Genomic DNA, 25,587 nt, shown 5'->3' on the forward strand with positions numbered 1-25,587 from the left:
CCGGCTCCCGTGCAGCAGATACTTACATTTCGACCTGGGTGCCCAGCTCGATCACCCGGTTTACCGGGAGTTTGAAGAAGCGCAGGTTACCGTTGGCATTCTTCAACATGAACGCAAACAAGCCTTCGCGCCAGCGCGCCATGCCTTCGATCTTCGAGGCGATCACCGTCTCACGGCTGAGGAAATAGGTAGTGCGCATCGGACTGAAATCCAGATCATCCAAGTGGCACAACTTCAGCGCTTCGGGCACATCCGGCTCGTCGGTGAAACCGAAGTGCAGGATCACACGGAAGAACCCTTCCCCGTAGGAATCCACCTCGAAACGCCGTGAAGCCGGGACGCGCGGGATGTCTTCGTACACCACCGTCAGCAGCACCACTTGCTCGTGCAACACCTGGTTATGCAGCAGGTTGTGCAACAGCGCGTGGGGCACGGCGTCGGGCCGCGCAGTCAGGAACACCGCCGTGCCCTGCACGCGATGGGGTGGCTGTACGCGGATGCTGCTGATAAAGATCGGCAGCGGCAGCCCGCCTTCATCGAGGCGTTCCACCAGCAATTGCTTGCCGCGCTTCCAAGTGGTCATCAACACGAACAGCACGATGCCCGCGATCACAGGGAAGGCGCCACCCTGGATGATTTTCGGCACGTTGGCGGCGAAGTACAGGCCGTCCACCAACAGGCAGCAGAGCAGCACCGGCACGGCCAGCACGGGAGGCCATTTCCACAGCAGCAACATCACCGCCGAGACCAGGATGGTGGTCATCAGCATGGTGCCGGTCACCGCCACGCCGTAGGCCGAAGCCAGTGCGTTGGAAGACTCAAAGCCCACCACCAGCAGGATCACGCCTACCATCAGCGACCAGTTCACCGCGCCGATGTAGATCTGGCCCTGTTCGGCGCTGGAGGTATGCTGAATGTGCATGCGCGGGATGTAACCCAGCTGGATCGCCTGGCGGGTCAAGGAGAACGCACCGGAAATCACCGCCTGGGAGGCAATCACCGTGGCCAGGGTCGACAGCACCACCAGGGGGATCAGCGCCCAGCTCGGCGCCAGCAGGTAGAACGGGTTGCGCGCGGCTTCAGGATCGCCGAGCAGCATGGCGCCCTGGCCGAAATAGTTGAGCACCAGCGCCGGCAACACCAGGATAAACCAGGCGCGGGCGATGGGTTTGCGGCCGAAATGGCCCATGTCGGCGTAGAGCGCTTCGGCGCCGGTCAGGGCCAGCACCACGGCGCCCAGGATGGCCACGCCAATGCCTGGGTGAGCCTCGAAGAAACGCACGGCCCACATCGGGTTCAGTGCCTTGAGCACTTCGGGGTGCTGGCTGATGCCATAGATGCCCAGCCCGCCCAGCACCAGAAACCAGGTCACCATTACCGGCCCGAACAACTTGCCGATGCGGTCGGTGCCGTGTTTCTGGATCAGAAACAACGCCACCAGCACGACCAGTGCAATCGGCACGACCCATTTCTCCAGGCCGTCGAACGCCAGCTCCAGGCCTTCAACCGCCGACAACACGGAAATCGCCGGGGTGATCATGCTGTCACCATAGAACAGCGCCGCGCCGCACAGGCCGCAGACCACCAGGAAACTGCGCAATTTCTTGCGCTCTCCCGCTGCCCGGCGTGCCAATGCGGTCAAAGCCATGATGCCGCCTTCGCCCTGGTTGTCGGCGCGCAACACAAACAGCATGTATTTGATCGATACGACCCAGATCAGCGACCAGAAGATCAGCGCCAGGATCCCCAATACACCGTCATGGTTGACCTGCACCCCATAACCACCGTTGAACACCTCTTTGAGGGTGTAGAGCGGGCTGGTGCCGATATCGCCGTAAACCACCCCGACCGCTGCCACCAGCATGCCGATCGGCTTGGTGTTTGAATGCTCGGCACCTGCCGCCTGACTACTCGCCTGACCCATCAACCACTCCTGCCCTTTGACCTGAGGTCTCTTATAAACAACGCGCCTAAGCTGACCCTAGCATGCGCTGTTTTACTTCTCGTAACAGACGTTTTATTGACCCAGGGGTTTTACCCGTGTTCAACGGCGCGAAGCATAGCGCAGCGCTCGTCGCATTTCCCTGCATAAAGCTGGTCAAGTGGATTGCCCGCCGCTAGAATTGCGCACTTTTTGATCAGAGGCGCACCAAGCGCCCATCCGTTGTCTTGTCGTGCACGACCGGCAGCGTCATTCAATACCGAGGTTAGACATGTCCACCACCATCGCAAAAGCCAACCCCAAGGTTGGCTTTGTTTCCCTGGGTTGCCCAAAGGCTCTGGTCGACTCCGAGCGCATCCTCACGCAACTGCGTATGGAAGGCTATGACGTTGTGTCCACGTACCAGGACGCCGACGTGGTGGTGGTCAACACCTGTGGCTTTATCGACTCGGCCAAGGCGGAGTCCCTGGAAGTGATCGGCGAAGCCATCAAGGAAAACGGCAAGGTCATCGTGACCGGTTGCATGGGCGTGGAAGAAGGCAATATCCGCAACGTGCACCCAAGCGTGCTGGCCGTGACAGGTCCGCAGCAGTACGAGCAGGTGGTCAATGCCGTGCACCAAGTGGTGCCGCCGCGTCAGGACCACAACCCGCTGATCGACCTGGTGCCGCCGCAAGGCATCAAGCTGACCCCGCGCCACTATGCGTACCTGAAGATTTCCGAAGGCTGCAACCACAGCTGCAGCTTCTGCATCATCCCGTCGATGCGCGGCAAGTTGGTCAGCCGCCCGGTCGGTGACGTGCTCGACGAAGCCCAGCGCCTGGTCAAATCCGGCGTGAAAGAGCTGTTGGTGATCTCCCAGGACACCAGCGCCTATGGCGTCGACGTGAAATACCGCACCGGTTTCTGGAACGGCGCGCCGGTGAAAACCCGCATGACCGAACTCTGCGAAGCCTTGAGCAGCCTCGGCGTGTGGGTGCGCCTTCACTACGTTTATCCGTACCCGCACGTGGACGAGCTGATCCCGCTGATGGCCGCCGGCAAGATCCTGCCGTACCTGGACATCCCGTTCCAGCACGCCAGCCCGAAAGTGCTCAAGGCGATGAAACGCCCGGCTTTCGAAGACAAGACCCTGGCGCGCATCAAGAACTGGCGCGAGATCTGCCCGGAGCTGATCATCCGTTCGACCTTCATCGTCGGCTTCCCTGGCGAAACCGAAGAAGACTTCCAGTACCTGCTGGACTGGCTGACCGAAGCCCAGCTGGACCGTGTCGGCTGCTTCCAGTACTCGCCGGTGGAAGGTGCTCCGGCCAACCTGCTGGACCTGGCCGTGGTGCCGGACGACGTCAAGCAAGACCGCTGGGAGCGTTTCATGGCGCACCAGCAGGCGATCAGCTCGGCGCGCCTGCAACTGCGCATCGGCAAGGAAATCGAAGTGCTGATCGACGAAGTCGACGAGCAAGGCGCGGTAGGCCGCTGCTTCTTCGACGCGCCGGAAATCGACGGTAACGTTTTTATCGACGATGCCAGCGGTTTGAAGCCGGGCGACAAGGTCTGGTGCACCGTGACCGACGCCGACGAGTACGACCTGTGGGCCGAAAAGCGCGACTGATGGCGTAAAAACATGAAAAAGCCCAGCCTCTGGACAAGATGCGGGGCTTTTTTACGTCTATCGTTTTGCCCATTGGCACGGATCTCAGCAAGGGGCAGCGGGCATGCGTCAGCATTCGGTTATCCATACACCCAACACCAGCGACTACGCGCAGTTGACGCAGATCTGGGAAGCCTCTGTGCGGGCCACCCATGACTTTTTACCCGACAGTTACATCGTGCTGCTCAAAAACCTGGTGCTGACCCGCTACCTGGACGCAGTGATGCTGATCTGCACCAAGGACTCGCGCCAGCGCATCACCGGGTTTGCCGGGGTCGCGGCGGGCAAGGTGGAGATGCTGTTTATCGACCCGCACCACCGGGGCCAGGGCCTTGGCCGACAACTGCTGTGGTACGCGATCGAGCACCTGAATGCCGAAGCGCTGGATGTCAACGAACAGAATCCCCAGGCGTTGGGGTTTTATTTGAAGCTCGGGTTCGAGGTGATCGGACGCACGGAGCATGATGGCCTGGGCCAGCCTTATCCGTTGCTGCATATGCGTCTGCGCCAGGCGCATCAACAGGAGCGCCAAGGCTAAATGAAATGGGTCCGGGATTAACCGCGCCCGCACAGGTACAATACCCGCCCCCTTTTGTTACGGCCCTTGTCATGACTGACCCCATACGCCTCTCCAAACGCCTTATCGAACTGGTCGGTTGCTCCCGTCGGGAGGCTGAGCTGTTTATCGAAGGCGGCTGGGTCTCGGTGGACGGTGAAGTGATCGACGAGCCGCAGTTCAAGGTCACGACGCAGAAAGTCGAACTCGACCCCGACGCCAAGGCGACGGTGCCGGAACCGGTGACCATCCTGCTGCACGCCCCTGCCGGCGTGGATGCCGAGACCGCCATGGCCTCGATCAGCGCCGAAACCCTGTCCGAAGAACACCGCTTCAGCAAGCGCCCGCTCAAAGGTCACTTCCTGCGCCTGACCGCCAGCGCCGACCTGCAAGCCAAGGCCAGCGGCCTGTTGGTGTTTACCCAGGATTGGAAGATTCTGCGCAAGTTGACCGCCGATGCCGCCAAGATCGAGCAGGAGTACGTGGTGGAAGTCGAGGGCGACATGGTTGCCCACGGCCTCAACCGCCTGAACCACGGCCTGACCTACAAGGGCAAGGAACTGCCGGCGGTCAAAGCCAGCTGGCAGAACGAAAACCGCCTGCGTTTCGCGATGAAAAACCCGCAGCCAGGCGTGATCGCGCTGTTCTGCGAAGCCGTTGGCCTGAAAGTCGTGGCGATCCGTCGCATCCGTATCGGCGGTGTATCGATCGGCAAGGTGCCGGTCGGTCAATGGCGTTACCTGTCCGGCAAAGAGAAGTTCTAAGCCGCTCCCCTTTTCTCGACACCGCCTGATGGGCGGTGTCCTCAGTTGAATACCAGGATTGCCCACCATGATTCACAACGACGTACTGCGCAGCGTGCGCTACATGCTCGACATCAGCGACAACAAGATGGTCGAGATCATCAAGCTCGGCGGCATGGACGTCGCCAAGGACGACCTGCTGACCTACCTCAAGAAAGATGAGGAAGAAGGCTTCGTCTTCTGCCCGGACGAGGTCATGGCCTACTTCCTCGACGGCCTGGTGATCTTCAAGCGCGGCAAGGACGAAAGCCGTCCGCCGCAGCCTATAGAAACCCCGGTGACCAACAACATCATCCTCAAAAAGCTGCGCGTGGCCTTCGAGCTGAAAGAAGACGACATGCATGCCATCCTCAAGGCTGCCGAGTTCCCGGTCTCCAAGCCGGAGCTGAGCGCGCTGTTCCGCAAGTTCGGCCACACCAACTACCGCACCTGTGGCGACCAGTTGCTGCGCAACTTCCTCAAGGGTCTGACCCTGCGGGTTCGTGCATAAGCCATGAGTTACCAGGTCTCGCCCGTCGGCTTCGTCCGCTCCTGCTTCAAGGAGAAGTTCGCCATCCCTCGCCAACCGCAACTGGCGCCCGCCGCCCGGGGCGTGTTGGAGTTGGTGGCGCCGTTCGACCAGGGTGAGGCGGTGCAGGGTTTGGAGCAGGTCAGCCATGTGTGGCTGTTATTCCTGTTCCACCAGGCCCTGGAAGACAAGCCGCGCCTGAAAGTGCGGCCGCCGCGTCTGGGGGGCAATACGTCCATGGGCGTATTTGCGACCCGCGCGACTCATCGACCTAATGGCATCGGCCAGTCGGTAGTGAAGCTGGACAAGGTGGAGCCGGGGCGGCTGTGGATTTCCGGGATCGATTTGCTCGATGGCACGCCGGTGTTGGATATCAAGCCGTATGTGCCGTATGCCGATAGCGTTGGTGCGGCCACCAACCACATCGCCAGCGATGCGCCCGAACTGATCGGCGTGCAATGGCTCAAGGCTGCACTGCAACAGGCGCAAGGCCATGCCCAGCGCCTTGGTGAACCGTTGGTAGAGTTGATTGATCAGTGCCTGGCGCAAGATCCGCGACCGGCCTACCAAACGCCCGGCCCTGAGCGTGAATACGGTGTGCGGTTCTGGGATGTAGATGTGCGCTGGCACTACCCGGAGCCGGGGATGATCTGTGTGCTGGAAGTGGTTCCGGCTAAATAGGACGAAAACCAAATGTGGGAGCTGGCTTGCCTGCGATAGCATCACCTCGGTTCAACTGAACCACTGAGGTGTCTGCATCGCGGGCAAGCCAGCTCCCACATTTTTTGGATCGCTGGTGTTACTGACTCTGTATTACTTCTCGACGAACGCACGCTCGATCAGGTAGTCACCCGGCTCACGCATGCGCGGCGAAACCTTCAGGCCGAAGCTGTTCAACACTTCGCTGGTTTCATCCAACATGCTTGGGCTGCCACACAGCATGGCGCGGTCGTCCTCGGGGTTGATCGGTGGCAGGCCGATGTCCGTGAACAGCTTGCCGCTGCGCATCAGATCGGTCAGGCGACCTTCGTTTTCGAACGGCTCGCGGGTCACGGTCGGGTAGTAGATCAACTTGTCACGCAGGGCCTCGCCGAAGAATTCGTTCTGCGGCAGGTGCTCGGTGATGAACTCGCGGTAGGCGACTTCGTTGACGTAACGCACGCCGTGGCACAGGATCACTTTTTCGAAACGCTCGTAGGTTTCCGGGTCCTGGATCACGCTCATGAACGGAGCAAGGCCAGTACCGGTGCTGAGCAGGTACAGGTGTTTGCCCGGTTTCAAATCGTCAAGCACCAGGGTGCCTGTCGGTTTTTTGCTGATGATGATCTCGTCGCCTTCCTTCAAGTGCTGCAATTGGGAAGTCAGCGGACCATCCGGCACCTTGATGCTGAAGAACTCCAGATGCTCTTCCCAGTTTGGGCTGGCGATGGAGTAAGCGCGCATGAGCGGGCGGCCGTTGGGCTGTTGCAGGCCGATCATCACGAACTGACCGTTCTCGAAGCGCAGGCCCGGGTCGCGGGTGCACTTGAAGCTGAACAGAGTGTCGTTCCAGTGATGAACACTGAGGACACGCTCGTGGTTCATGTTGCTCATGTACGGGGGACTCCTGGAAATGGGTCTGCGCCAAAGATGAAGTGCGCAATTGCACAGCATTCTAATGGCGGCGACAATATCTGTTAACTGGATTATTAAGATAAGGGTTATCGGTTATATCGATATGCGATTTACTCTCCGTCAACTGCAAGTCTTCGTCGCCGTCGCCCAGCAGGAAAGCGTCTCACGCGCTGCTGGCCTTCTGGCCTTATCTCAATCCGCCGCCAGCACTTCGATCACCGAGCTGGAGCGTCAATCCAGCTGCCAATTATTCGACCGCGCCGGTAAACGCCTGAGCCTGAACGCCCTCGGCCATCAGCTGCTGCCTCAGGCCGTAGCGTTGCTGGACCAGGCCAAGGAGATCGAGGACCTGCTCAACGGCAAGTCGGGCTTCGGCTCCCTGGCCGTCGGCGCTACCCTGACCATCGGCAATTACCTGGCCACCCTGCTGATCGGCAGCTTCATGCAGCAGCATCCCGAGAGCCAGGTAAAACTGCATGTGCAGAATACTGCCAATATCGTGCACCAGGTTGCGCACTACGAAATTGACCTGGGTCTAATCGAAGGCGACTGCAGCCACCCCGATATCGAGGTGCAAACCTGGGTCGAGGATGAGCTGGTGGTGTTCTGCGCGCCTCAGCATCACCTGGCCAAGCGCGGCGTGGCCACCATGGAAGAGCTGACCCATGAGGCGTGGATCCTGCGCGAGCAAGGCTCAGGCACGCGCCTGACCTTCGACCAGGCCATGCGTCACCACCGCAGCACGCTGAATATCCGCCTGGAGCTTGAGCATACCGAGGCAATCAAGCGCGCCGTGGAATCGGGATTGGGGATTGGCTGCATCTCGCGCCTGGCGCTGCGCGACGCGTTCCGCCGAGGCAGCCTGGTGCCGGTGGAAACCCCGGACCTGGACCTGGCGCGTCAGTTTTACTTCATCTGGCATAAACAGAAGTACCAGACCTCGGCGATGCGCGAGTTTCTGGAGCTGTGCCGCGCCTTCACCGCAGGGGTTCAGCGCAGCGACGAGATCGTGCTGCCGAACATCGCCTGATCGTCAGATCAGGATCACGGCCCACACCAGGGTAATCATGGTCAGTGCCACGAATTGCGCGGCGCTGCCCATGTCCTTGGCATTTTTCGACAAGGGGTGACGGTCCAGGGAAATGCGGTCAATGGCCGCTTCCACGGCCGAATTGAGCAATTCGACGATCAAGGCCAGCAGGCACACTGCAATCAGTAACGCCCGTTCGACCCGGCTGACGTTCAGGAAAAAGCTCAGCGGGACCAGGATGACGTTGAGCAACACCAACTGACGGAAAGCAGCCTCGCCGGTGAACGCCGCACGCAGGCCATCCAGGGAATAACCCCCAGCATTGAAGATACGTTTGATACCGGTTTGACCCTTGAAAGGCGACATAGACGTAGGCAACTGAACCAAAGAAGTGGGAAAACTAGATCACGCAAAGTCAAAAAAGCGTGAATCGGCAACAGCTTAATGCTGCGAAATTGACTCAAGTTGTTGCAAGAGCAGCGCCGCCTGGGTGCGCGTACGCACGCCCAGCTTACGGAAAATCGCCGTAACGTGGGCCTTGATGGTCGCTTCAGACACGTTCAGCTCATAGGCGATCTGCTTGTTCAGCAGGCCTTCACAGACCATGGTCAACACCCGGAACTGCTGCGGCGTCAGACTGGCCAAGCCATCGCGGGCGGCCTTGGCTTCGTCGGAGACGTTGATTTCTTCAAACGCTTGCGGCGGCCATGAGACATCACCGTCCAGCACCTTGCGTACGGCGTTCTGGATGTCTTCCATGGCGCTGGACTTGGGGATGAAACCGCTGGCACCAAACTCCTTCGAGCGCACCACCACATCGGCTTCTTCCTGCGCCGACACCATCACCACCGGTATTTGCGGGTATTGCCCACGCAGCAGCACCAACCCCGAGAAACCGTAAGCGCCAGGCATGTTCAGGTCGAGCAGCACCAGGTCCCAATCGGATTTTTCGGTGAGGCGGGTTTCCAGCTCGGCAATGCTGGCCACTTCAACCAGACGCACATCCGGGCCGAGGCCCAGCGTTACAGCCTGGTGCAGCGCACTGCGGAACAACGGGTGGTCATCGGCTATCAGGATTTCGTATGTGGCCATTGATTAAATGATCCTGTTTTTTATGGCAGCCTTGATGGGTTCAAGGTTCGCCAGTACACACGGCAATGGCCAGGCAGCCATCGCCATAGGGCACATTCAACGTCAAATGCACGTGAAACGACGTCGAAAATTCACGGTTGCGCCCCAATCGGCGCCCAGCATGCCCAGCGTAGCCTGGGGGGTCAAGCACTACGCCCGTGGGCATTTTAGCGGGTTGCGGGTTTACAGTGCCATCATGCAAACGTCGTCTGGCTATACCGCCGGTATATAGGGCGCAAGTCGCGTATGGACGACATCGCAGGCGTCCAAAGGCATCTGGAACTTGGCGGCCAGATAATGGGTGCTGAACACATCGAGGTAGGCGTCCAGCACTTCGCTGGCAACTTCATCCCCGGCCAACTCCAGGCACAGCGCCGCGACTTCGGCGGTACAGAAATGATCATCACGCTTGGAGCGGCGCAGTTTGTAGCGCGAGAGTTGCTCAGGCGCCAGGCTCAGGACTGGCAAGTGCTCCAGATACGGGCTTTTGCGGAACATCTTGCGCGCTTCACTCCAGGTGCCGTCGAGCAGGATGAATAACGGGCGCTTGCCCTCCGTCACGATGACTTCGCTGACCACCCGTTCAGGCGCCACGAATTCGCCAGGGAATACGATATAAGGCTGCCATTGCGGGTCTGCGAGCAAGGTGAGCAAATCCGGCTCGACTTCGGTGCGCGCCCAGGGGAACGCGGTGGTGTCGGCGATGACGTCGGCGATCAGCCAGCCGGTGTTGCTGGGTTTCATCGGTTCAACATCATGCATCAGCAAACACATCGCAGACCGGGCCTCGACCTTGGGTCGCCAGGCGCACAGGCAGTACTCTGGAATCACCCGGCAGCCGGGGCAGCGTTCGGCGCGGGAGCCACGGTTGACGAAGGGCTTGATGGCACGCGCCAGGCGCTGGGTGCGCAGACGTGAAACGGCGTGACTCATCGGATGCACCGCTGTAACGGGTAAATCGACACGGATAGAACTCGTGAAAGGCTGAAGTGGGCGCAGTTTACCAGCGATACGCCTGGCTGTAGTGGCAAGGGCTCACCTATAATCGCGCGCCACTGAACGCACAGCGCAGTGGCTGGTCTATGCACCAGTAACCGAATCAGGAGAGTTTCATGCTGCGTTCCATGCTGCGCTTTGTCGCCCCATCCATCGCCCTTGCGCTGGTGTTGCCTGTGGGCGCACATGCGGCCTCGCTGCTGGAGGCCCAGATGAACAGGAAACTGCAAAGCGTCGCGGCTGAGAGCAACAAAGACCTGCCCCGGGAAATCGACGAAAAAACCCTGGAAGTGGCCTACACCGTTGAAGGCATGCAGTTGATCGATCACTTGAGTGTGATGTCCGACCGCGCCGAGCAAATGCGCGCCAACCCCAAGGCTGTGTATTTCCAACTGGGGCAAAGCGTTTGCCTGAACAAAGGCTACCGCGAGCTGATGGCCAAAGGCGCCGTGATGCGCTACGAAATCACCGAGAACAAGACTAACCGTCCTGTGGCATCGGTGAAGTTCGTGGAAGCGGATTGCCCGGCACCGCCAAAAAAGAAAAAGTAATTCTGTCTGACGTTCGCGCGCTGCTCTCAGTGGCGCGCCCCCCCCCCGCTCCAACGCCCCTCAAACAGCTAGACTCCGTATTGAGCAACCAATAAGCGGTTGCCAGCCAACGGTTTTTCGGCCCATGATCAAGCCATCCCAACCGCTCACTTACAGCACTTTTCATGCTGTTCTGTAACATTTTCAGGGCAAAAGAAGGTTGCCCCCTGCGGCAAGCAGCGACACATGTAGTGTCGTAGCCTCCGGCGAACTTCTCGTCGGCTACCCGGCCCTGCAAGAAGGAGAAGTTGAATGCCTTACGAACCGAATGACAGCCTGCTCCAGCATTTTGAAAAAAACGGGGCCGACCTCACGCAGCAGGTCGAAGCCCAACTCCAACTGATCGCCCCCGACAGCCCGAATATCCCTCTGTACCGCGACATGATCCTCACCGTGCTGCGCATGGCACAGGACGACCGCAACCGCTGGAATGCCAAGATCACCCTGCAAGCCATCCGTGAACTGGACAACGCCTTCCGTGTGCTCGAACAGTTCAAGGACCGGCGCAAAGTCACCGTATTCGGCTCGGCCCGCACGCCGGTGGAAAGCCCGCTGTACGCGCTGGCCCGAGAAGTGGGCGCAGCACTGGCGCGCTCGGACCTGATGGTGATTACCGGTGGTGGTGGCGGCATCATGGCCGCGGCGCACGAAGGCGCAGGCCTGGAGCACAGCCTGGGGTTTAATATCACCCTGCCATTTGAACAGCATGCCAACCCGACGATTGATGGCACCGACAACCTGCTGTCCTTTCACTTCTTCTTTACCCGCAAGCTGTTCTTCGTCAAGGAAGCCGATGGACTGGTGTTATGCCCTGGCGGGTTCGGCACTCTGGATGAAGCGCTGGAAGTGCTGACACTGATCCAGACCGGCAAGAGCCCGCTGGTACCGGTGGTGTTACTGGATGCGCCGGGTGGCGGGTTCTGGCAAGGCGCGCTGGACTTTATCCGCAGCCAGCTGGAAGCCAATCGCTATATCTTGCCAACTGACCTCAAGCTGGTGCGACTGGTGTATAGCGCTGAAGAGGCCGTGGAAGAAATCAATCAGTTTTATGCCAACTTCCACTCCACTCGCTGGTTGAAGCGTGAGTTTGTGGTGCGCATGAATCATCCGCTCAGCGATCGGGCGCTGGCCCATTTGCAGAGTGAGTTCGCCAGCCTGCGGTTGAGCGGTGAGTTTCGGCAACTCGCTTATACCGGTGAGGAGCATGATGAGGCACGGTTCAGCCATCTGACGCGGCTGGTGTTTAACTTTAACGGTCGCGACCAGGGGCGCTTGCGGGAATTGGTGGATTACATCAATTTGCCGGAGAACTGGGTGCAAGCTCAGGGCAAGGCGCAGCAACGGATGACGCCAGAGACAGCGTGACTTTTTACAGCCGAAAAAAAAGGCCCACTATTTTCATAGTGGGCCTTTTGTTTTTTGGCGTTCAGTCGTCCATATCCCGACCACTTAACAAGCGGCTGATCATGTCCATCGAAAACCCGCGATAACTCAAGAAGCGACCTTGCTTCGCACGTTCCCTGGCATCAATCGGAAGGTGGCCCGCAAACTTGCGACGCCAGGTTTCCTCCAACTGCGACTGCCAACTGATACCGCACTCACGTAGCGCGAGGTCAATATCGGCACGTTGCAGTCCACGCTGGCTCAACTCTTCGCGAATCCGCGCAGGGCCATAACCGGAACGTGCGCGGTAGGACACAAAACTTTCAAGGTAACGGGCTTCCGACAACAGCCCTTCTTCCGTCAACCGGTCGAGGGCTGTTTCGATCATCTCAGGCTCTGCACCACGCTGGCGCAACTTACGTGTCAGCTCGACTCGCCCATGCTCGCGGCGAGCGAGCAGGTCCATCGCAGTGCGCCGAACGGCGACGAGTGTATCCAGTACAACAGTCATCTTTTGCTTCAGACGTCAGTATCGGCTTCTTCCACTTCTGCAACCGGCTCGCGGTTGGCAGCAGCTTTCACGTCAGGGGCTGCGGTCAGCAGCTTGTCGCGGATCTGCTTCTCAAGCGTGGCGGCGATATCCGGGTTGTCTGCCAGGAACTTGGCCGAGTTGGCCTTGCCCTGACCGATCTTGCTGCCGTTGTAGGCATACCAGGCACCGGACTTCTCGACGAAACCGTGCAGCACGCCCAGGTCGATCATCTCGCCGTTCAGGTAAATACCTTTACCGTAGAGAATCTGGAACTCAGCCTGACGGAATGGCGGCGCCACTTTGTTCTTCACAACCTTGACGCGGGTTTCGCTACCAACAACCTCGTCACCTTCCTTCACCGCGCCAGTACGGCGGATATCCAGACGGACCGAAGCGTAGAACTTCAGCGCGTTACCACCGGTGGTGGTTTCCGGGCTACCGAACATCACGCCGATCTTCATACGGATCTGGTTGATGAAGATCACCAGGCAGTTGGCGTTCTTGATGTTACCGGTGATTTTACGCAGTGCCTGGGACATCAGACGGGCTTGCAGACCCACGTGCATGTCACCCATTTCGCCTTCGATTTCAGCCTTGGGTACCAGGGCTGCCACGGAGTCGACCACGATCACGTCGATGGCGTTGGAGCGCACCAGCATGTCGGTGATTTCCAGGGCTTGCTCACCGGTGTCCGGCTGGGAAACCAGCAGGTCGTCAACGTTGACGCCCAGCTTGCCGGCGTATTCAGGGTCCAGGGCGTGCTCGGCGTCGACGAACGCACAGGTGGCGCCCATTTTCTGCGCCTGGGCAATCACCGACAGGGTCAGGGTGGTTTTACCGGAAGATTCAGGACCGTAGATTTCAACAATACGGCCTTTTGGCAGGCCGCCAATGCCGAGCGCGATGTCCAGACCCAGAGAGCCAGTGGAAATAGCCGGGATCGCCTGACGGTCGTGATCGCCCATACGCATTACGGCACCCTTGCCGAATTGACGTTCGATCTGACCCAGGGCCGCAGCCAAGGCTTTCTTCTTGTTGTCGTCCATTAAAGTCCTCACGTAATCAATAAGGCCGGGGCGGCCAACACCTGTATAAGTAGACAGTATTGTTCCACAAAGATCGTAGATCGCCTACCCCTGATTTTCTATTTCTGCTGCAGCTCGTCGCAACAAGCCCTCTAGCGCAGCCTTTACCGTTTGTCGGCGGACCTCATCGCGGTTGCCGGGGAAGTGCTCAAGCTCGGCCGTGACCTCGTCGCCCACGCCGAAGGCCAACCACACTGTACCCACCGGTTTATCTGGCGAACCGCCGTCGGGCCCGGCCACGCCGCTGACTGCCACGGCGAATCGGGCCAGGCTTTTTTCCTGGGCGCCGCGGGCCATCGCTTCCACCACTTCCTGGCTGACGGCCCCGACTTTGGCGAAGAGTTTTTCCGGCACATCCAGTTGCCGGGTCTTCTGCCGGTTGGAATAGGTGACATAACCCGCCTCGAACCAGGCCGAACTGCCCGGAATCCTCGTGATGGCTTCGGCAATACCGCCGCCGGTACAGGACTCGGCAGTGGTGACGTGCGCATTGAGCACCTGTAAACGGCGCCCCAGTTCGGCAGCCAGTTGAGTGATTTCCTTCACGGTCGTCTCCAGGAATGGGCGGGGGTTTGCCTACCCTACAGGAGCCCATCGACCATGCAAGACACAGAGTGCATCAAGAGACTAATGCGCGACGGCCTGCACGTAGGCCTGGCAAGCACGCAAGGCGATCAGGGCGTTATCGCCGTCGTCGGTGATGCGGATAATTCGCTGAGCATGCGCCGGGTCAAGTCGGGCTCGCGAGGTTGCATGAACCACGCCGCTGGCGGTGGGGGCGGCAGGCACTGTGCAGCCACTGGCGACGGTGTCGAGAAGGACTGACAGCCGCACATCAGCAGTGGCCAGGCGGTCGCGCAGAGCAGCTTGGTTGCGTTGGGCATCGTTCAATTCCTGGGTGTGGTGCTGGTCGCCGGTGTTGAGCTGTTGTTCAAGAGCCAGGCGTTTGGCCTGTTCGGCCTGTTGTTGCTGAAGAATTGCCTGGCTTTGCTGGCTGAGCGCCTGTGCATGGACCACCGATTGCAGCTCCAACTGCGCCCCGTATCGCCACGCTTGCACCTGCCAAACAAGCGCCATGAGCAGGCACACACCGACCAAGCGAAACACACCTAGGAAACGCATAGCACCGCCTTCGCCCGCGCCCACAACTGCAAACGGTCGTCCAGGCCGTTGAGGCCGCCGTTGATGCGCCGGGTGATGGTGGTGAACTGGCCTTTGTCGGCGAGCTCGTTGAGGCCGTTGCTTTGCCAGAACCAGGCGGCGGATTCGCAGGCCCATTGAGGCTGCTCCAGCAATTTCGGTTGTCGCAGCAGACGATCGTCACCAAACAGAGCTTGGCTGCACGCCATGTAATTACGGCGCCCGGTGATCTGGATCAGCCCCCTGCCCCGATACATTTGCCCATCACCGTCCGCCTCAGGGGTGTTGCCGAGCCGCGCGGCCAAGCTGCCGGTGTCGTACTTGCTCAGGTATTGATCGCTACCCAATTCGCGCACGTACTGTAACTGGGCAGACTCGTGACCGATTTGGGCGAGGAAGGCGGCGACGCGACGGGCCGTATTGATCTGGTGCCCCGCAAAGGCAGCATTTAGAAAGGTTAAAAAAATGCCCGCGCGAAGGCGGGCTCCAGGCATTACACCCAGAAGCTGAGCATGTGTGATTACCATGGGTTTTACTCTAAGAAAGGATCTACACCGACAAACCGCTGGCCTGGACCGTACTCCGATAGCCACCTTTTCGCTCGCCCCTGGATTTCACCGTTTTAATCGACCAGCGCCCTTGCATGAACCCCGGCCACGACTCATCCAACAGCAACAGGCCTTCAGCAGCCAACGAAGGATTACCAGGGCAGACCACATCGATCTGCAACCCTTCGCGCCCCACCCGCCGCATCTCTCCCTGCGCCGCCGAGCGTGCTTCGTCCTCGCTCTGGTATCGCTGTGTCACCACTTTGAAGGGTGCGATGCCCACCTTGACGACACGCTGTTTTCCGGCTGCCGCGTCCCACCATGACGTTTGCGCGCCGTTGTATTTGGCACGGCTGGTGTCGGTGAAACTGGCGCTGATGAACGCGCGCTCGCCTGGACGATTGTCATGGGTAATCGACAACCGTACATCCGGCAATGCCTTGCCCGACAGCGTCTTGATCTGGCCTTTACGCCCCAGTACATACAGCTCATCGACAGGTTTGGCCACCGCATCGAAGCGCTTTGCCAGGCGCGTCAGAAAAGCCATGTCGCTTTCATTGGTCTGATCGATGTGCGCGATCATCTCACCGTCGAGTTCAGGCGCCACGCGCGGTGAAAAACCGTATCGGGTGGTCAGTTGGCGAAACAGCTCACCCAGGGTTATCGGCCCATGGCTGGCGGTGCGGCGCTGTTTGAATTCGTGCTCGTCGAACGGTGCCGCCGTGGCCACCAGCACCAGTCTCAATGGGAACATCGAGGGCGTGCGCTGGGTAATCTTGAACACCCCCTTATCCACCAGGCCCGATTCCAGGTAGCCGATACGCAGGCCAATTTTGCCGCCCAGATCGGGCAGCCCTTCAAGACCCTCGATATCAAGGGTCAGCTTCAGTTGATCAGATACAAACCCCGCTGCGTCGGTGTGTTCCCACTCCAATAGCCGCTCGTTAAATAGCGCGGCATTAGTTCCGTAAAGCTCCACTACAGGTGTAAATCCGAGTGCCATAATGGCTCCTTAATCCCAGGCGGAAACCGGTCGACTTGCGACCGGTTGCGCATCCAATTCGGGCACCAGCACACTGACGCCCGCAGGCAGTACTGCGCCCTGTTCGGCCAACTCCGGATTCAAGCGCCACAACGCCTCTTCTGCGGCATCATCACTGCGCCCCAGTTGGCGGTAGAGCAACAGGTTCACCGAGTCGCCGGCAATACTTCGAACCCTACGCATTGACGAACTCCTCCAGTACCAACGACCAATTGATCACCATGGCCGTACCGTCGTCGATCACGCTGGCTTGTTTTTCACTGATCGACTTGATGGTCCATAACCCCCAGTTACGCCCTAATCCGTCCACCAACGGCAACGGCGTCCGCAGGGCCTGCAGGGCGCGCAACTCATCCAGGCGCGCCATGCCCTTGGCGCGCGCAGCCTTGCCGCCGAATGCCAGCGTTTCGAGCCCCTGGCCAACCTGGCTGGATTTAGGTTTGCCGGCAATGATGTCGAGACTGACCCAGCCCCCGCTGCTCCCACGATCAAGCGTGTCGTAGGCGAACCCACGGGACAGCCCGAAAATAAAAGTACCCAAGACCATCTGTTGTCGCATCACACAGCTCCATCGGTGAGTGCTGCGCCGCGTCGGGTCGCCAGCAGGTTGTCCATCGACAGCGGGGTAAATTGCGCTTCGATCTGTTGCACCACGAGCGCCGCCAGTTGTTGATGGCTGGCTTGCTCAGGCGCGGTGATGGTGATTTGCGGGGCGAAGTTGATTTGGCGGTTGTCGGCTTGAGGGGCGTTGAGGTTTTTGCTGACCTCTGTGGGCGATGGTAGACGATCGCCTGTCCCCATCACTTTTTCAGCGAGCCACGCACCGACGTCGCTGCCCACGAAAGTACCCACGGCACCGCCGACTACCTTGCCGATTGCGCCCCCGGCGACGCCGCCCATCACACCGCCCAACACTGTGCCGGCACCCGGAACGACCGAACCGATAACAGCTCCCGCCAGCGTGCCGACCGCTCGGCCAATCGCCATCCCGGCCACATCACCGACGACACCGCCGGCAACACCGCCGCCGATCGAGCCCACGCTGGTGCCAACCGCTTGACCCAGGTTCCCGGTCATCGCGCCTTGCGTCATCTCTACACCGGCCTGGGCCACCACCAAACCCAGGGGCACCCCTTTGGCCAGCTTGCTCACCTTCGCCGCTTTGCCAGAGATGCCAAGGCCGGAAGCAGACGGGCGATTACCGTTGTGCTCGTCATTGCTCGGGGCTTTGCGCTGGCTGTCCGGCGGTGTGGTTTTATTCCCTGCTGCCGGCCCCTCTCCGAGCACTTTCCCTGCGACCTTTTCGAAAATCTTGTCCTTCACGGCACCGAAAACACCGGAAACCACCGGGATCAGCACCGCCCCCGCCAGGGTGACGGCAGCGGCAGCCTTGGGCAGGCCTTCCGCGAGCCAAGCCACGCCACTGACCAGGCCATTCATTGCGGTCAGCGAGGCATCCACAACGGGGGCCAGCGCTGTATCAGAGGCGGTGCTCAAGCGTGTGGTACTGGCCTCGTAGGCTTGCCGACGTGCGTAAGTAGAGTCCGCACGAACCGTGGCCGAGCGCAGGACCGAACCCTGATCGCCCAACGTGGAAGTAGCGTAGGTGGATTTCTCGGCCACCAGCGAAAAGGTCTGTTTCACGCTGTCGATCACCGGTACCAGGCTCAGAATCGTCTGGTTGCCGTCGAACAACTGCGTCGCCAGCACCGCTTGCCTTTCAGCGGGTTGCGACTTGAGCGCCTCCAGCACCGTAAGCACGGCCTGTGGGGCGTCCTGTTTCATGCCCGCCGCGAGTACTTTTGGATCAAGCTTGAGCTCTGCCCAGGCGCTGCGTTGCCCTGCAGAGGCGTTGTCGCCTTTAGCCAGGACGGCGCTGATTTTTTCCAGCCCGGCACCGGCAACAGCCTTGCTGTTACCTGCGCTCAACAACGCCGCCGAAAGCGCTGCAGCCTGTTCGGGGCTCATGCCCGCAGCCTTCGCGGCAGCGCCCTGGAGTTGCACAATAGCGCCGATATCCGCCGATTCGGCCTTGAGCGAAACCTGGGTGCCCAGCACGTTTGTTGCGTCGGCAAGGTCCAACGCTTGTGCGCGATCAAGGTGCATGGACTCGCGCCAGCCGCCCATGATTTCGCCGGCATTTTTGACGTCGATCTTGAACGCCGTCGCCATGATCGCAGCGTCGCGAGCGAACTGCTGCAGGTCTGCCCGGCGCCCAACGGGGTCGATATTGCCCGAAGCGTCCTTACGATCACTGCCGATACCGGAACGGGCGGCGGCATACTCGACCTTCGCGAGGTCGACGGCACTGGCACCACTGGCAGCCACCAACGGCTCGGACGCCATGGCAAGGTTGGCTTCACGCAATGCCTTGCGCTCATGCCGGGCAAACATCAACAGTTGATCAATATCGGTCATCGCGGCGTCCAGCGCCTGCGAGGGTGTACGCTTGTCGGTAGCCGCGACGGTCTTCGTACCCTCTGCGTTCCCGGCAGCTTCGGCTTGCCGGACGTCCATCACCTTGAGCAACGAGACGTTGAACAGCTCCAGCGTATCGACCAACCGTACCTGCCCGTCCGCCAGATGCTTGATCTGCAAGCTGGCATCGGCCAATGCCAATGCCAAATTCGCCGTACTCCCCGGTGCCTCCAGCGGACTCGCCAGAGTTTGCGCCATAGGCTTGAGGCTGGCTTGTGCCCCTGCCATTGCAAGTGAGCCCTGAGTCATCACGCCTTCCTTGGCAATGGCTGACCCCGCTCCATGATTACCGTCTGCCATTGCGCTCTACTCCTGTTTAACACCAAGACGACTGATTGCGATGTCGTAGCGGCGCATTGCTTTTCCGGCTTCCCAGTCGAGGATTTCCGCTTCGCTTACCGAGTAAACCAGCGGCACTACATCGAGGATCACTTCGATGTCGCGTTCCGAAAGAAGTCCGCCGGTTTGTTTAAAAAATCGTCAATGCGCTCCTGCAGTTCGGTCCAGTCAGGCACGGTCAGGCCGGCAAGATCGGGAATCATCAGGCCGGTGCAGTGAGCGGTGATGAACTCGGCCCGGTCTTTGTTAGTGGCCAGTTTTTTCATCACCTTGGTAGCGCGCAAGGCGGGCATTTCCAGGGTGACGCTGGTGAGAGTGCGACCGCTCGCGTCCAGCGGCAGCAGCAGGGCAACCTGTTCGCACGTCAACGACTCGCGCGGGCTATCGGTTTGCGCGAGAAAAAACGATGCAGGCCGGGTCGACATTTCGTGTACGTACTGCGCAATGCTCACGTAGTCCGGGCGCTTGAGTTGGTCGAGCTCTTTTTCCGACAGGCCGGTGGCGAGTTTCGCCAGTTCGAAGAACTGGTCGTCCTCGTCATCACCGGCCCGGGCCAGCGCGTCTTTCTGCGCGGCGTAGAACAACGGCTTGAGTTGAACTTGCTCGATCATTGCACCGGTGTCGGCGGTGATCGGGGACAGCAGGATGTGCAACGGTGGCATCCAGGCCATGGGGAATTCCTTGTTGAGCGGTGTTGAAAAGTGTGAAAAATCTAAACCTGAGCACGGCCCCTGTGGGAGCTGGCTTGCCTGCGATGGCATCCACTCGATGCTCCAGGGATACCGAGTCGCCTGCATCGCAGGCAAGCCAGCTCCCACCTTGCCCGTGCTCGCTTCAGATTGCGCCGGCCCTTAAGGCATCAGCACCGCGCGGCGGGCATCGCCAAGAATGTCGACGCCGTTGAGCACGAACTTCTGGGTGCGCACGTCGATGTCGATCACTGGAATGCCATTTTCCAGACGGTTGTAGGTACGGCAGGACAATTCCAGAGTGGTGACCGGCTTGGCGTTCATGGTCAGCGCCGTCTCGGCCAGGGACTTCAGCTTGCCGCCCACGGTGTGGTAGGTGAAATAGGTCTTGCCGTCCTGATCCTGACCGGCTTCACGCACGTTCAACAGGATGTCGTCACCCTGGGTGACGCCAAGCGCCAGCAGGACTTGGGCGCCAACACCTTGCAGTACCAAGGTTGCATTCAGCACTTTGGCGCTTTTGGCGACCTCCTCGGCGATGAAGCGCCCACCGGTCATCGGGTCCATCTCGAACTCGATCTTCGGCGGCGTAAAGGAATCAACGGTTGCCGACAACGGCAGGCCTTGAAGGGTGGCCGCAATGGCCTGTCTGACTCGGTTGGTAAACATTAGAGAACGTCCTCCAGGAACTGCTCGATGATTTCATCGCGGGCGTTGAGTTGATAAACCATGTGTTCGTTCGGCGCGTAGCGGCCGTAGTCGATGACGATGAACCAGGTGCCGTTCTTGTACTTCTCGACGCTGTTCAGTTCCGGGTGCAGGTACACGCTGCCGCCGGGAATGGTTTCGTCGGCCACAAGGGTTTGCAGCCAGTCGTTGATGCGCTTGACCTCCTGGTCCATGAAGGACTTGGTGAGGTTCTTGGACATGGCTTTCTGGCCGGCCTTGACCAGCTTGCGGCTGATGGCATCTTCCAGGCCGACGTAGCTGATGAACTTGCCGGTGATGGAGCGGTTACCCAGCAGCGAGAAACCGCCGAGGATGGTGCGGGCGTAGTAGCTCACGCCATAGCGGTTGAGCAGATCGCCTTCGGTGGAGGTGTCGAGGATGTTGTACTCGACGACGCGGGAAACATCCTCGGCGAACGTCACCTGATTGCCCGGGCTTTCCCACTGTTTGACCTTGGCCAATGCGGCGATGGCCAGGGACGACGGCGACAGGAACACGTTTTTCTTGGCCGCCTTGGAGTACACCGACGGCATGTTGTGCACCAGCAGGCATCGGTCGAAACCGAGGTCGGCACCGCCCAGCTCGCCGCTGTAGGTCACTTGGTCAGCGACGGACGCGTCCTTGCCATCCAGCACCACACGCGCCTTGATGCGCTTGCCGAAGGAGGCGAACTCACCCGCCACAGCCTTGGTGGCGGTAAAGCCCGGTGCGCCAATGATGGTCAAGTCTTCAGGAACACTGCTCAAGGCCGCCAGGCCCAGCTTGCGGCCGGTGACGGGGTCGTTGCCGCCGATCACGTTATTGATGGTGTCGGCCGGGGTCGCGCCTTCTTCGACGATCACCACGTAGACCGGCACCTTCACCACTTTGAGGATCTGGTACACCGCCTGAAACAAGGTGCCCGACTCGGTGCCGGTAGGGTCCAGCAGCGCCTGAGTGGTGAAGCTGTTGATGCGGAACGGTGCGTTTTTCGGGATCGACGCATGGGCCTTCGGTGCGGTGCCGACCAGGCCGATCACGTTATCGCCCAGGCCACCCATGGCCTCGGGGGATTCGGTGGCATTGACGGTGATTCCGTTGTGCTCGAAGTTCAAAACCTCAGCCATGATTAGTCAGCCTTCTTGGGGGTGGAGTTAAGGACGCTGGTCAGTTCCAGGCGGCCAGCGGTGCGCAGGGCGGATGCTTCGACGTCCAGCAGGTCGAGCTCCTCGCCGGCGGTGGACCAATGGCCTTTGCCGATGGGGAATGGGATGAGGACGGTGTAGGTTTGGCGGTTGGCCATGGGTGGAATTCTCCGAGTGGAAAATGCCAAAGCCCCTGCGGGGAGGGGCTTTGGGGAGGCGAAAAAAAACCGCTTTCGCGGTGGGGGGGTTACTTCAGGAAGGTTGGCAGCTCGGGCCACACCAGCTTCGAAGGTTCGCTTGCCTGCTCAGGGATATCGCGCAATGCCTTGCGATACGCAGCTACCTCAGCACGTTGTGCGTCGGTGGCTGGGTGGTCCGGCAACTGGGTGAAATCAGTAGCACGTAGAAATTGATCACGACGGGCGCGAATAGCTGCCCACTCCACTTCCGGCATTGGATACGCAAGCGGCGAAGTTTGAAGCGTTTCAACAGATGTATCAGACATATCAATCACCTCAGTTAAATACCACGTTCTCAGCGCGCGACAACCTCGATTTCAGTTCACCCACATTGAAGAGGCGACCATTACCCACTCGCATCGTGTCGATACGCACAGTTGTATAGTAGATATTTGGCACCAGAATACGCATCACGACGTTTCCGTTGGTATCTGCATAAACGGCAGGCGTCATATTACCAAACGTCGAAATATTCATAAGAGCCCTGTTAGGCTTATAGCAATAACCCACCACCGTCTCATCAATAATCTTGGCGGTTCCGTAGCTATAACCCTGAATATTGAACCAGAACATTTCCGCGCTGACGTTAATATTCAATGGCAACTTGAAATGTATGTATACCTTTTCAAGGCCTCCCAGATCGGTTGAATCGAAATCGCCTACAGACAAGACACTGATAGGAGTCCCCTGCCCGTCGATACCTCCGGTAGTGTAAACATGACCTTGGAAAATATTCCGTCGAACGGAGCCAATTGCGTTGGCACTCCCCTCGACATCCTTGAGATTTCGCCACTCATTGAACTGCGCCAACGCCCCGGCCATGGTCGTATTGATACTGCCAATCTTTCCATTGACCGCAGTGGTCAAGTTATTTGCCGCTGTCACCAGCGACGTAATAGTCGTTTCTAGACTCACGTTTAAAACTCCTTAAGTGTTAATGCCTTAACGGCTCGCTTCCAGCGACATCAAACGAAACAACAATTCGGTGTGACGAGCCATATTGTCGATATTCGCTGTTGCGAGTACCGCAATATCCTCCCCCAACAATATATTGAGGTTGTCACTCCCCACCACAATCGTCACGCTATCCGCCGGCAACAGCGAAATATCCAGCGTGAACTTTTGCAGCACTCGCGCCGCCGCCGCTTTATACGTCAGCAACTTCCCCGCCACGGAATACACCGCCAGCAAGGTCCCGCTGGCGAGGTAAAACCCGAACTCGCCAATCTCATACTCGCCGTCGCCATCAAACAGCGCGGCCATCCTGAGCTGGCGCTCGCCCAGGTCTTCGTAATCGACGATGGCCACCCGTTGGCGCTCGTCACGCAAGGCCACTTCCGTGCCGTTGGGGTTGTAGCGGCCGGTGCCGGCGCCGATGTGGGTGATTTCGCCTTTGAGGCCCTGGTTCTTTGCCTGCAGCACTTCATCCAAACCTTTGGAGGTGAAGCGCACCAGGCGCGTGATTTCATCTGTCATGGCTGCGCCCTGAGGTCGTAATCGTTAATGGTGTAGTGCTGGGCAACCCCGGCGCTGTTTAGGCGAGCCACCAGCGCCAATTCAGGCAACGCGCCGTTCAGGTAGAACTCGCCGTCGCTTAAAGGCGCGTCGAGCACTTGCGTGAGTGCGAGCTGGCCTTCGGTCTCATGCACGATGGTGATCGTCGCCTGATCGCGCTCACTTTTGGCTGCGTTGATACGCCGGATCAGCCGGTTGTGGTCGCCACTGGACCAACTGCGCCCGATGATCGCCTGCACGTCGAAGGTGTAAGGCACGCCCAGCGGGCGTTGCTGGTACCAGGCGCTGATATTGGGCGTGAAGCCCAATGATTCCACCGCGTGGCTCAGCGCCTTGGGCGTACCTGCCTGGCGCTGGATCTGCCAGGACAAAGCCAAGGTCAGGCGTTTTTCCGCTTCGCTGGCCTCGGCATCCCATTCGCTGACGCCACGATCGGCGGCCAGGTAAGGCAGGAACTCACTAGGGGTATACAGCGGGTTCATCAGCGCCGGAAACGGCGGGGTGACGCGCTCGAGCAATCTGCCGAAGCCCAGGTCCAGGGCCTTTTCCAGCGGTGAGCTGTTGGCCGGTAGCAAACTTGCGTTGGGTTCACTCATAGCGTGCGCACCTCCACCTCGACACCCGTGCAATACGGAGCCTGGAACGCGGTGCTGACAATCGGCGCCAGCGGTTCGAGGATGTGCAGTTGCGCAGCGCCGGCACTGTGGATGGCGTAGTCGATCCAGCTGGGGTCCACCCGCCCTTCCAGGCGGTGGCAGGACTCTGCGTAGTCTTGCAGCAGTTTCTGCGCCGCCACTTGGGTCAGCCCCGAGTCCGGGCCGGCGTTGATCTTGGCCACCACGCGAATTTTATAGGGTTGAATCTGCGCGCCTTGGACGCTGACCAGATCGGTTTCGGGCCTTACATCCGGCCGTACGAAATGTCGACGCACACCGTCAAGCAAGTCGGCAGATGGCGTGCCGTCGCCCTCCCTCGAAAGCACAGTGACCATGACTTCACCCGGTGCGGTGCGGCGAGCGTTGCCGTCCTTGACCTGGGCCGCGTAACCGTCCGGGTCGAAGGTGTAGGTGACCGTGACCACACCGGGCGTCGCACTTTGCACTTTCACCGCCGGGCGCTCACCCAAAGTGAACACTTCACGGCGATACTGCATGCGCGAGCCCGCCGCCGGAGCGTGGGGCGCCAGGTAGTAACGCAGGCGGGCGTCGTCGTCGCTTTCCAAGGTGGGCGGCACCGGCGGGAATGCGGCCGGGTCGCCGGGGTCGAGTACTTGGCGTTCCAGGCCCATATCGGCCAGGCGTGCATCCAGGTTGCTGCCGGTGGCCCACCACGCCAGCATCTGCTTGATGCGGGCGTTATATTTGCGCTCATGGGTTTGCAGGCGCACGCAAAAAGCTTCCAGCGCCAGGGTCAGCAGTTCGCTTTCGTTGTCGAGGCTGACCTGGAGTTTGGCTGCGCTTTGCGGCGCGCGGGTGGCGACGTAGTCGATGACAAACGCTTTGAATTCGGCCAACAACGGTTCGAACTCATCGACCTTAATAATGGCCGGTTCCGCCAGTTGGTTCTGGCCGGGGATCAGCATGCTCATGTCACGACCTCGAAGGATTGTTGGCGGTTTTTCCAGATGCCGGCAAACCGCAACAGCAGGCCGGCGCCTTGGCGGGTGGCGACGATGACCTGAGGGTCGAAGTCGCCGATGCCGTTGTGGGTGTTGTAGAAGGCTTGCGCGGCGTGGCTCTGGGCGAGGATCAACAGGTCGTCACCGAGGTTTTGGCCGAGCAATTGCGGGATCAGCGAGCCGTACAACGGGCGCTTCTGGCGAGTGCCCACAGGGGTGGTCAGCGCTCGGGTGGCGCGCTGCACAAATTGCAGCCAGTCGTCGACGGCCGCCCCGGTGTTCCTATCGATTCCGAGCATGGGGTG

At 59.8% G+C, this 25,587-nt stretch carries 32 protein-coding genes; 8 read left to right on the forward strand and 24 right to left on the reverse strand.

Annotated features, from left to right (window positions below; genetic code table 11):
- Positions 1 to 22: 22 nt before the first annotated feature.
- On the reverse strand, positions 23 to 1,924 hold the full coding sequence (locus NDJ82_RS14830; RefSeq protein WP_099583414.1) for a potassium transporter Kup: 1,902 nt from the start codon (positions 1,922 to 1,924) through the stop codon (positions 23 to 25).
- 289 nt (positions 1,925 to 2,213) lie between these two features.
- On the opposite strand from NDJ82_RS14830, the gene rimO reads away from it, so the two are divergent.
- From rimO to tsaA, 5 genes are all read left to right on the forward strand, one after another.
- Positions 2,214 to 3,554, forward strand: coding sequence for a 30S ribosomal protein S12 methylthiotransferase RimO (gene rimO, locus NDJ82_RS14835; RefSeq protein WP_046384502.1), 1,341 nt, complete (start codon positions 2,214 to 2,216; stop codon positions 3,552 to 3,554).
- Between the two features lie 103 nt (positions 3,555 to 3,657).
- Positions 3,658 to 4,131: a GNAT family N-acetyltransferase gene (locus NDJ82_RS14840; RefSeq protein WP_250925763.1), complete on the forward strand. Its 474-nt coding sequence runs from the start codon at positions 3,658 to 3,660 to the stop codon at positions 4,129 to 4,131.
- 71 nt (positions 4,132 to 4,202) lie between these two features.
- Positions 4,203 to 4,913 (forward strand): rRNA pseudouridine synthase, encoded by a 711-nt coding sequence (locus tag NDJ82_RS14845; protein WP_099583452.1) that lies wholly within the window; start codon positions 4,203 to 4,205, stop codon positions 4,911 to 4,913.
- A 67-nt stretch (positions 4,914 to 4,980) separates the two neighbouring features.
- Positions 4,981 to 5,442, forward strand: a complete 462-nt coding sequence (locus tag NDJ82_RS14850; protein WP_250925764.1) for a YehS family protein — start codon at positions 4,981 to 4,983, stop codon at positions 5,440 to 5,442.
- Between the two features lie 3 nt (positions 5,443 to 5,445).
- Positions 5,446 to 6,141 carry a tRNA (N6-threonylcarbamoyladenosine(37)-N6)-methyltransferase TrmO gene (tsaA, locus tag NDJ82_RS14855; protein WP_191958252.1) on the forward strand — a complete coding sequence of 232 codons (696 nt, stop codon included), beginning with the start codon at positions 5,446 to 5,448 and terminating at the stop codon, positions 6,139 to 6,141.
- 132 nt (positions 6,142 to 6,273) lie between these two features.
- Here tsaA and fpr read toward each other — a convergent pair whose 3' ends face one another.
- On the reverse strand, positions 6,274 to 7,053 hold the full coding sequence (fpr, locus tag NDJ82_RS14860; RefSeq protein WP_003231344.1) for a ferredoxin-NADP reductase: 780 nt from the start codon (positions 7,051 to 7,053) through the stop codon (positions 6,274 to 6,276).
- 124 nt (positions 7,054 to 7,177) lie between these two features.
- Here fpr and NDJ82_RS14865 point away from each other — a divergent pair, with 124 nt between their 5' ends.
- The gene (locus tag NDJ82_RS14865; protein WP_162633371.1) at positions 7,178 to 8,104 is read left to right on the forward strand and encodes a LysR family transcriptional regulator; all 927 of its coding nucleotides are present in this window, start codon (positions 7,178 to 7,180) and stop codon (positions 8,102 to 8,104) included.
- Between the two features lie 3 nt (positions 8,105 to 8,107).
- Here the strand turns inward: NDJ82_RS14865 and NDJ82_RS14870 are convergent, their stop codons facing one another.
- From NDJ82_RS14870 to NDJ82_RS14880, 3 genes are all read right to left on the reverse strand, one after another.
- Positions 8,108 to 8,470: a diacylglycerol kinase gene (locus NDJ82_RS14870; RefSeq protein WP_032891758.1), complete on the reverse strand. Its 363-nt coding sequence runs from the start codon at positions 8,468 to 8,470 to the stop codon at positions 8,108 to 8,110.
- Between the two features lie 75 nt (positions 8,471 to 8,545).
- On the reverse strand, positions 8,546 to 9,196 hold the full coding sequence (gene erdR / locus NDJ82_RS14875; protein ID WP_112193797.1) for a response regulator transcription factor ErdR: 651 nt from the start codon (positions 9,194 to 9,196) through the stop codon (positions 8,546 to 8,548).
- Positions 9,197 to 9,448: 252 nt separating this feature from the next.
- The gene (locus NDJ82_RS14880; RefSeq protein WP_158878474.1) at positions 9,449 to 10,168 is read right to left on the reverse strand and encodes a tRNA-uridine aminocarboxypropyltransferase; all 720 of its coding nucleotides are present in this window, start codon (positions 10,166 to 10,168) and stop codon (positions 9,449 to 9,451) included.
- A 179-nt stretch (positions 10,169 to 10,347) separates the two neighbouring features.
- Here NDJ82_RS14880 and NDJ82_RS14885 point away from each other — a divergent pair, with 179 nt between their 5' ends.
- Positions 10,348 to 10,782: a PA3611 family quorum-sensing-regulated virulence factor gene (locus NDJ82_RS14885; protein WP_112193793.1), complete on the forward strand. Its 435-nt coding sequence runs from the start codon at positions 10,348 to 10,350 to the stop codon at positions 10,780 to 10,782.
- Positions 10,783 to 11,073: 291 nt separating this feature from the next.
- A complete protein-coding gene (locus tag NDJ82_RS14890) occupies positions 11,074 to 12,186 on the forward strand; it encodes an LOG family protein (RefSeq protein ID WP_250925765.1) in 1,113 nt (370 codons plus the stop codon).
- 61 nt (positions 12,187 to 12,247) lie between these two features.
- On the opposite strand, the gene recX is transcribed toward NDJ82_RS14890, so the two are convergent.
- From recX to NDJ82_RS14985, 19 genes are all read right to left on the reverse strand, one after another.
- Positions 12,248 to 12,715: a recombination regulator RecX gene (gene recX / locus NDJ82_RS14895; protein ID WP_003189043.1), complete on the reverse strand. Its 468-nt coding sequence runs from the start codon at positions 12,713 to 12,715 to the stop codon at positions 12,248 to 12,250.
- Between the two features lie 8 nt (positions 12,716 to 12,723).
- Entirely contained in the window at positions 12,724 to 13,782 is a 1,059-nt protein-coding gene (gene recA, locus NDJ82_RS14900; protein WP_032891767.1) for a recombinase RecA, read from the reverse strand.
- Between the two features lie 84 nt (positions 13,783 to 13,866).
- Positions 13,867 to 14,367, reverse strand: a complete 501-nt coding sequence (locus tag NDJ82_RS14905) for a nicotinamide-nucleotide amidohydrolase family protein (RefSeq protein ID WP_191958250.1) — start codon at positions 14,365 to 14,367, stop codon at positions 13,867 to 13,869.
- Positions 14,368 to 14,448: 81 nt separating this feature from the next.
- Positions 14,449 to 14,943 carry a lysis system i-spanin subunit Rz gene (locus tag NDJ82_RS14910; protein WP_099583462.1) on the reverse strand — a complete coding sequence of 165 codons (495 nt, stop codon included), beginning with the start codon at positions 14,941 to 14,943 and terminating at the stop codon, positions 14,449 to 14,451.
- Positions 14,931 to 15,488 (reverse strand): glycoside hydrolase family 19 protein, encoded by a 558-nt coding sequence (locus tag NDJ82_RS14915; RefSeq protein ID WP_158878470.1) that lies wholly within the window; start codon positions 15,486 to 15,488, stop codon positions 14,931 to 14,933. The genes NDJ82_RS14910 and NDJ82_RS14915 overlap by 13 nt, the downstream gene beginning before the upstream one ends.
- Before the next feature lie 22 nt (positions 15,489 to 15,510).
- Entirely contained in the window at positions 15,511 to 16,512 is a 1,002-nt protein-coding gene (locus NDJ82_RS14920; RefSeq protein WP_250925766.1) for a contractile injection system protein, VgrG/Pvc8 family, read from the reverse strand.
- Between the two features lie 9 nt (positions 16,513 to 16,521).
- The gene (locus tag NDJ82_RS14925; RefSeq protein ID WP_044272200.1) at positions 16,522 to 16,734 is read right to left on the reverse strand and encodes a tail protein X; all 213 of its coding nucleotides are present in this window, start codon (positions 16,732 to 16,734) and stop codon (positions 16,522 to 16,524) included.
- Complete coding sequence (locus NDJ82_RS14930) at positions 16,727 to 17,110, reverse strand: phage tail protein (RefSeq protein WP_099583465.1); 384 nt, start codon at positions 17,108 to 17,110, stop codon at positions 16,727 to 16,729. The genes NDJ82_RS14925 and NDJ82_RS14930 overlap by 8 nt, the downstream gene beginning before the upstream one ends.
- Entirely contained in the window at positions 17,110 to 19,329 is a 2,220-nt protein-coding gene (locus NDJ82_RS14935; RefSeq protein ID WP_250925767.1) for a phage tail tape measure protein, read from the reverse strand. Before NDJ82_RS14935 ends, NDJ82_RS14930 begins: the two co-directional genes overlap by 1 nt.
- Positions 19,330 to 19,457: 128 nt before the next feature.
- Positions 19,458 to 20,039, reverse strand: a complete 582-nt coding sequence (locus tag NDJ82_RS14940; protein WP_099583544.1) for a phage tail assembly protein — start codon at positions 20,037 to 20,039, stop codon at positions 19,458 to 19,460.
- 180 nt (positions 20,040 to 20,219) lie between these two features.
- Entirely contained in the window at positions 20,220 to 20,726 is a 507-nt protein-coding gene (locus NDJ82_RS14945; RefSeq protein ID WP_044272192.1) for a phage major tail tube protein, read from the reverse strand.
- On the reverse strand, positions 20,726 to 21,892 hold the full coding sequence (locus NDJ82_RS14950) for a phage tail sheath protein (RefSeq protein ID WP_099583467.1): 1,167 nt from the start codon (positions 21,890 to 21,892) through the stop codon (positions 20,726 to 20,728). Before NDJ82_RS14950 ends, NDJ82_RS14945 begins: the two co-directional genes overlap by 1 nt.
- Positions 21,893 to 21,894: 2 nt before the next feature.
- Positions 21,895 to 22,068 (reverse strand): hypothetical protein, encoded by a 174-nt coding sequence (locus tag NDJ82_RS14955; RefSeq protein ID WP_178075323.1) that lies wholly within the window; start codon positions 22,066 to 22,068, stop codon positions 21,895 to 21,897.
- Between the two features lie 89 nt (positions 22,069 to 22,157).
- A complete protein-coding gene (locus NDJ82_RS14960) occupies positions 22,158 to 22,415 on the reverse strand; it encodes a tail fiber assembly protein (protein WP_244643647.1) in 258 nt (85 codons plus the stop codon).
- A 10-nt stretch (positions 22,416 to 22,425) separates the two neighbouring features.
- On the reverse strand, positions 22,426 to 23,064 hold the full coding sequence (locus NDJ82_RS14965) for a hypothetical protein (protein ID WP_099583469.1): 639 nt from the start codon (positions 23,062 to 23,064) through the stop codon (positions 22,426 to 22,428).
- Between the two features lie 27 nt (positions 23,065 to 23,091).
- Entirely contained in the window at positions 23,092 to 23,625 is a 534-nt protein-coding gene (locus NDJ82_RS14970; protein WP_250925768.1) for a phage tail protein, read from the reverse strand.
- A complete protein-coding gene (locus NDJ82_RS14975) occupies positions 23,622 to 24,260 on the reverse strand; it encodes a phage tail protein I (protein WP_112193773.1) in 639 nt (212 codons plus the stop codon). The genes NDJ82_RS14970 and NDJ82_RS14975 overlap by 4 nt, the downstream gene beginning before the upstream one ends.
- Positions 24,257 to 25,252: a baseplate J/gp47 family protein gene (locus NDJ82_RS14980; protein WP_112193771.1), complete on the reverse strand. Its 996-nt coding sequence runs from the start codon at positions 25,250 to 25,252 to the stop codon at positions 24,257 to 24,259. Before NDJ82_RS14980 ends, NDJ82_RS14975 begins: the two co-directional genes overlap by 4 nt.
- A complete protein-coding gene (locus tag NDJ82_RS14985; protein ID WP_112193769.1) occupies positions 25,249 to 25,581 on the reverse strand; it encodes a phage baseplate protein in 333 nt (110 codons plus the stop codon). Before NDJ82_RS14985 ends, NDJ82_RS14980 begins: the two co-directional genes overlap by 4 nt.
- Positions 25,582 to 25,587: the final 6 nt, after the last annotated feature.

The sequence above is a fragment of the Pseudomonas sp. SR18 genome (genome assembly GCF_023701505.1).
Lineage (GTDB): Bacteria > Pseudomonadota > Gammaproteobacteria > Pseudomonadales > Pseudomonadaceae > Aquipseudomonas > Aquipseudomonas cyclaminis.

What these genes read in the sequence shown, in the direction of transcription:
- NDJ82_RS14830 (WP_099583414.1), bottom strand. Translation starts at nt 1,924, where the DNA reads ATGGGTCAGGCGAGTAGTCAGGCGGCAGGTGCCGAGCATTCAAACACC.
- rimO (WP_046384502.1), top strand. Translation starts at nt 2,214, where the DNA reads ATGTCCACCACCATCGCAAAAGCCAACCCCAAGGTTGGCTTTGTTTCC.
- NDJ82_RS14840 (WP_250925763.1), top strand. Translation starts at nt 3,658, where the DNA reads ATGCGTCAGCATTCGGTTATCCATACACCCAACACCAGCGACTACGCG.
- NDJ82_RS14845 (WP_099583452.1), top strand. Translation starts at nt 4,203, where the DNA reads ATGACTGACCCCATACGCCTCTCCAAACGCCTTATCGAACTGGTCGGT.
- NDJ82_RS14850 (WP_250925764.1), top strand. Translation starts at nt 4,981, where the DNA reads ATGATTCACAACGACGTACTGCGCAGCGTGCGCTACATGCTCGACATC.
- tsaA (WP_191958252.1), top strand. Translation starts at nt 5,446, where the DNA reads ATGAGTTACCAGGTCTCGCCCGTCGGCTTCGTCCGCTCCTGCTTCAAG.
- fpr (WP_003231344.1), bottom strand. Translation starts at nt 7,053, where the DNA reads ATGAGCAACATGAACCACGAGCGTGTCCTCAGTGTTCATCACTGGAAC.
- NDJ82_RS14865 (WP_162633371.1), top strand. Translation starts at nt 7,178, where the DNA reads ATGCGATTTACTCTCCGTCAACTGCAAGTCTTCGTCGCCGTCGCCCAG.
- NDJ82_RS14870 (WP_032891758.1), bottom strand. Translation starts at nt 8,470, where the DNA reads ATGTCGCCTTTCAAGGGTCAAACCGGTATCAAACGTATCTTCAATGCT.
- erdR (WP_112193797.1), bottom strand. Translation starts at nt 9,196, where the DNA reads ATGGCCACATACGAAATCCTGATAGCCGATGACCACCCGTTGTTCCGC.
- NDJ82_RS14880 (WP_158878474.1), bottom strand. Translation starts at nt 10,168, where the DNA reads ATGAGTCACGCCGTTTCACGTCTGCGCACCCAGCGCCTGGCGCGTGCC.
- NDJ82_RS14885 (WP_112193793.1), top strand. Translation starts at nt 10,348, where the DNA reads ATGCTGCGTTCCATGCTGCGCTTTGTCGCCCCATCCATCGCCCTTGCG.
- NDJ82_RS14890 (WP_250925765.1), top strand. Translation starts at nt 11,074, where the DNA reads ATGCCTTACGAACCGAATGACAGCCTGCTCCAGCATTTTGAAAAAAAC.
- recX (WP_003189043.1), bottom strand. Translation starts at nt 12,715, where the DNA reads ATGACTGTTGTACTGGATACACTCGTCGCCGTTCGGCGCACTGCGATG.
- recA (WP_032891767.1), bottom strand. Translation starts at nt 13,782, where the DNA reads ATGGACGACAACAAGAAGAAAGCCTTGGCTGCGGCCCTGGGTCAGATC.
- NDJ82_RS14910 (WP_099583462.1), bottom strand. Translation starts at nt 14,943, where the DNA reads ATGCGTTTCCTAGGTGTGTTTCGCTTGGTCGGTGTGTGCCTGCTCATG.
- NDJ82_RS14915 (WP_158878470.1), bottom strand. Translation starts at nt 15,488, where the DNA reads ATGGTAATCACACATGCTCAGCTTCTGGGTGTAATGCCTGGAGCCCGC.
- NDJ82_RS14920 (WP_250925766.1), bottom strand. Translation starts at nt 16,512, where the DNA reads ATGGCACTCGGATTTACACCTGTAGTGGAGCTTTACGGAACTAATGCC.
- NDJ82_RS14925 (WP_044272200.1), bottom strand. Translation starts at nt 16,734, where the DNA reads ATGCGTAGGGTTCGAAGTATTGCCGGCGACTCGGTGAACCTGTTGCTC.
- NDJ82_RS14930 (WP_099583465.1), bottom strand. Translation starts at nt 17,110, where the DNA reads ATGCGACAACAGATGGTCTTGGGTACTTTTATTTTCGGGCTGTCCCGT.
- NDJ82_RS14935 (WP_250925767.1), bottom strand. Translation starts at nt 19,329, where the DNA reads ATGGCAGACGGTAATCATGGAGCGGGGTCAGCCATTGCCAAGGAAGGC.
- NDJ82_RS14940 (WP_099583544.1), bottom strand. Translation starts at nt 20,039, where the DNA reads ATGGCCTGGATGCCACCGTTGCACATCCTGCTGTCCCCGATCACCGCC.
- NDJ82_RS14945 (WP_044272192.1), bottom strand. Translation starts at nt 20,726, where the DNA reads ATGTTTACCAACCGAGTCAGACAGGCCATTGCGGCCACCCTTCAAGGC.
- NDJ82_RS14950 (WP_099583467.1), bottom strand. Translation starts at nt 21,892, where the DNA reads ATGGCTGAGGTTTTGAACTTCGAGCACAACGGAATCACCGTCAATGCC.
- NDJ82_RS14955 (WP_178075323.1), bottom strand. Translation starts at nt 22,068, where the DNA reads ATGGCCAACCGCCAAACCTACACCGTCCTCATCCCATTCCCCATCGGC.
- NDJ82_RS14960 (WP_244643647.1), bottom strand. Translation starts at nt 22,415, where the DNA reads ATGTCTGATACATCTGTTGAAACGCTTCAAACTTCGCCGCTTGCGTAT.
- NDJ82_RS14970 (WP_250925768.1), bottom strand. Translation starts at nt 23,625, where the DNA reads ATGACAGATGAAATCACGCGCCTGGTGCGCTTCACCTCCAAAGGTTTG.
- NDJ82_RS14975 (WP_112193773.1), bottom strand. Translation starts at nt 24,260, where the DNA reads ATGAGTGAACCCAACGCAAGTTTGCTACCGGCCAACAGCTCACCGCTG.
- NDJ82_RS14980 (WP_112193771.1), bottom strand. Translation starts at nt 25,252, where the DNA reads ATGAGCATGCTGATCCCCGGCCAGAACCAACTGGCGGAACCGGCCATT.
- NDJ82_RS14985 (WP_112193769.1), bottom strand. Translation starts at nt 25,581, where the DNA reads ATGCTCGGAATCGATAGGAACACCGGGGCGGCCGTCGACGACTGGCTG.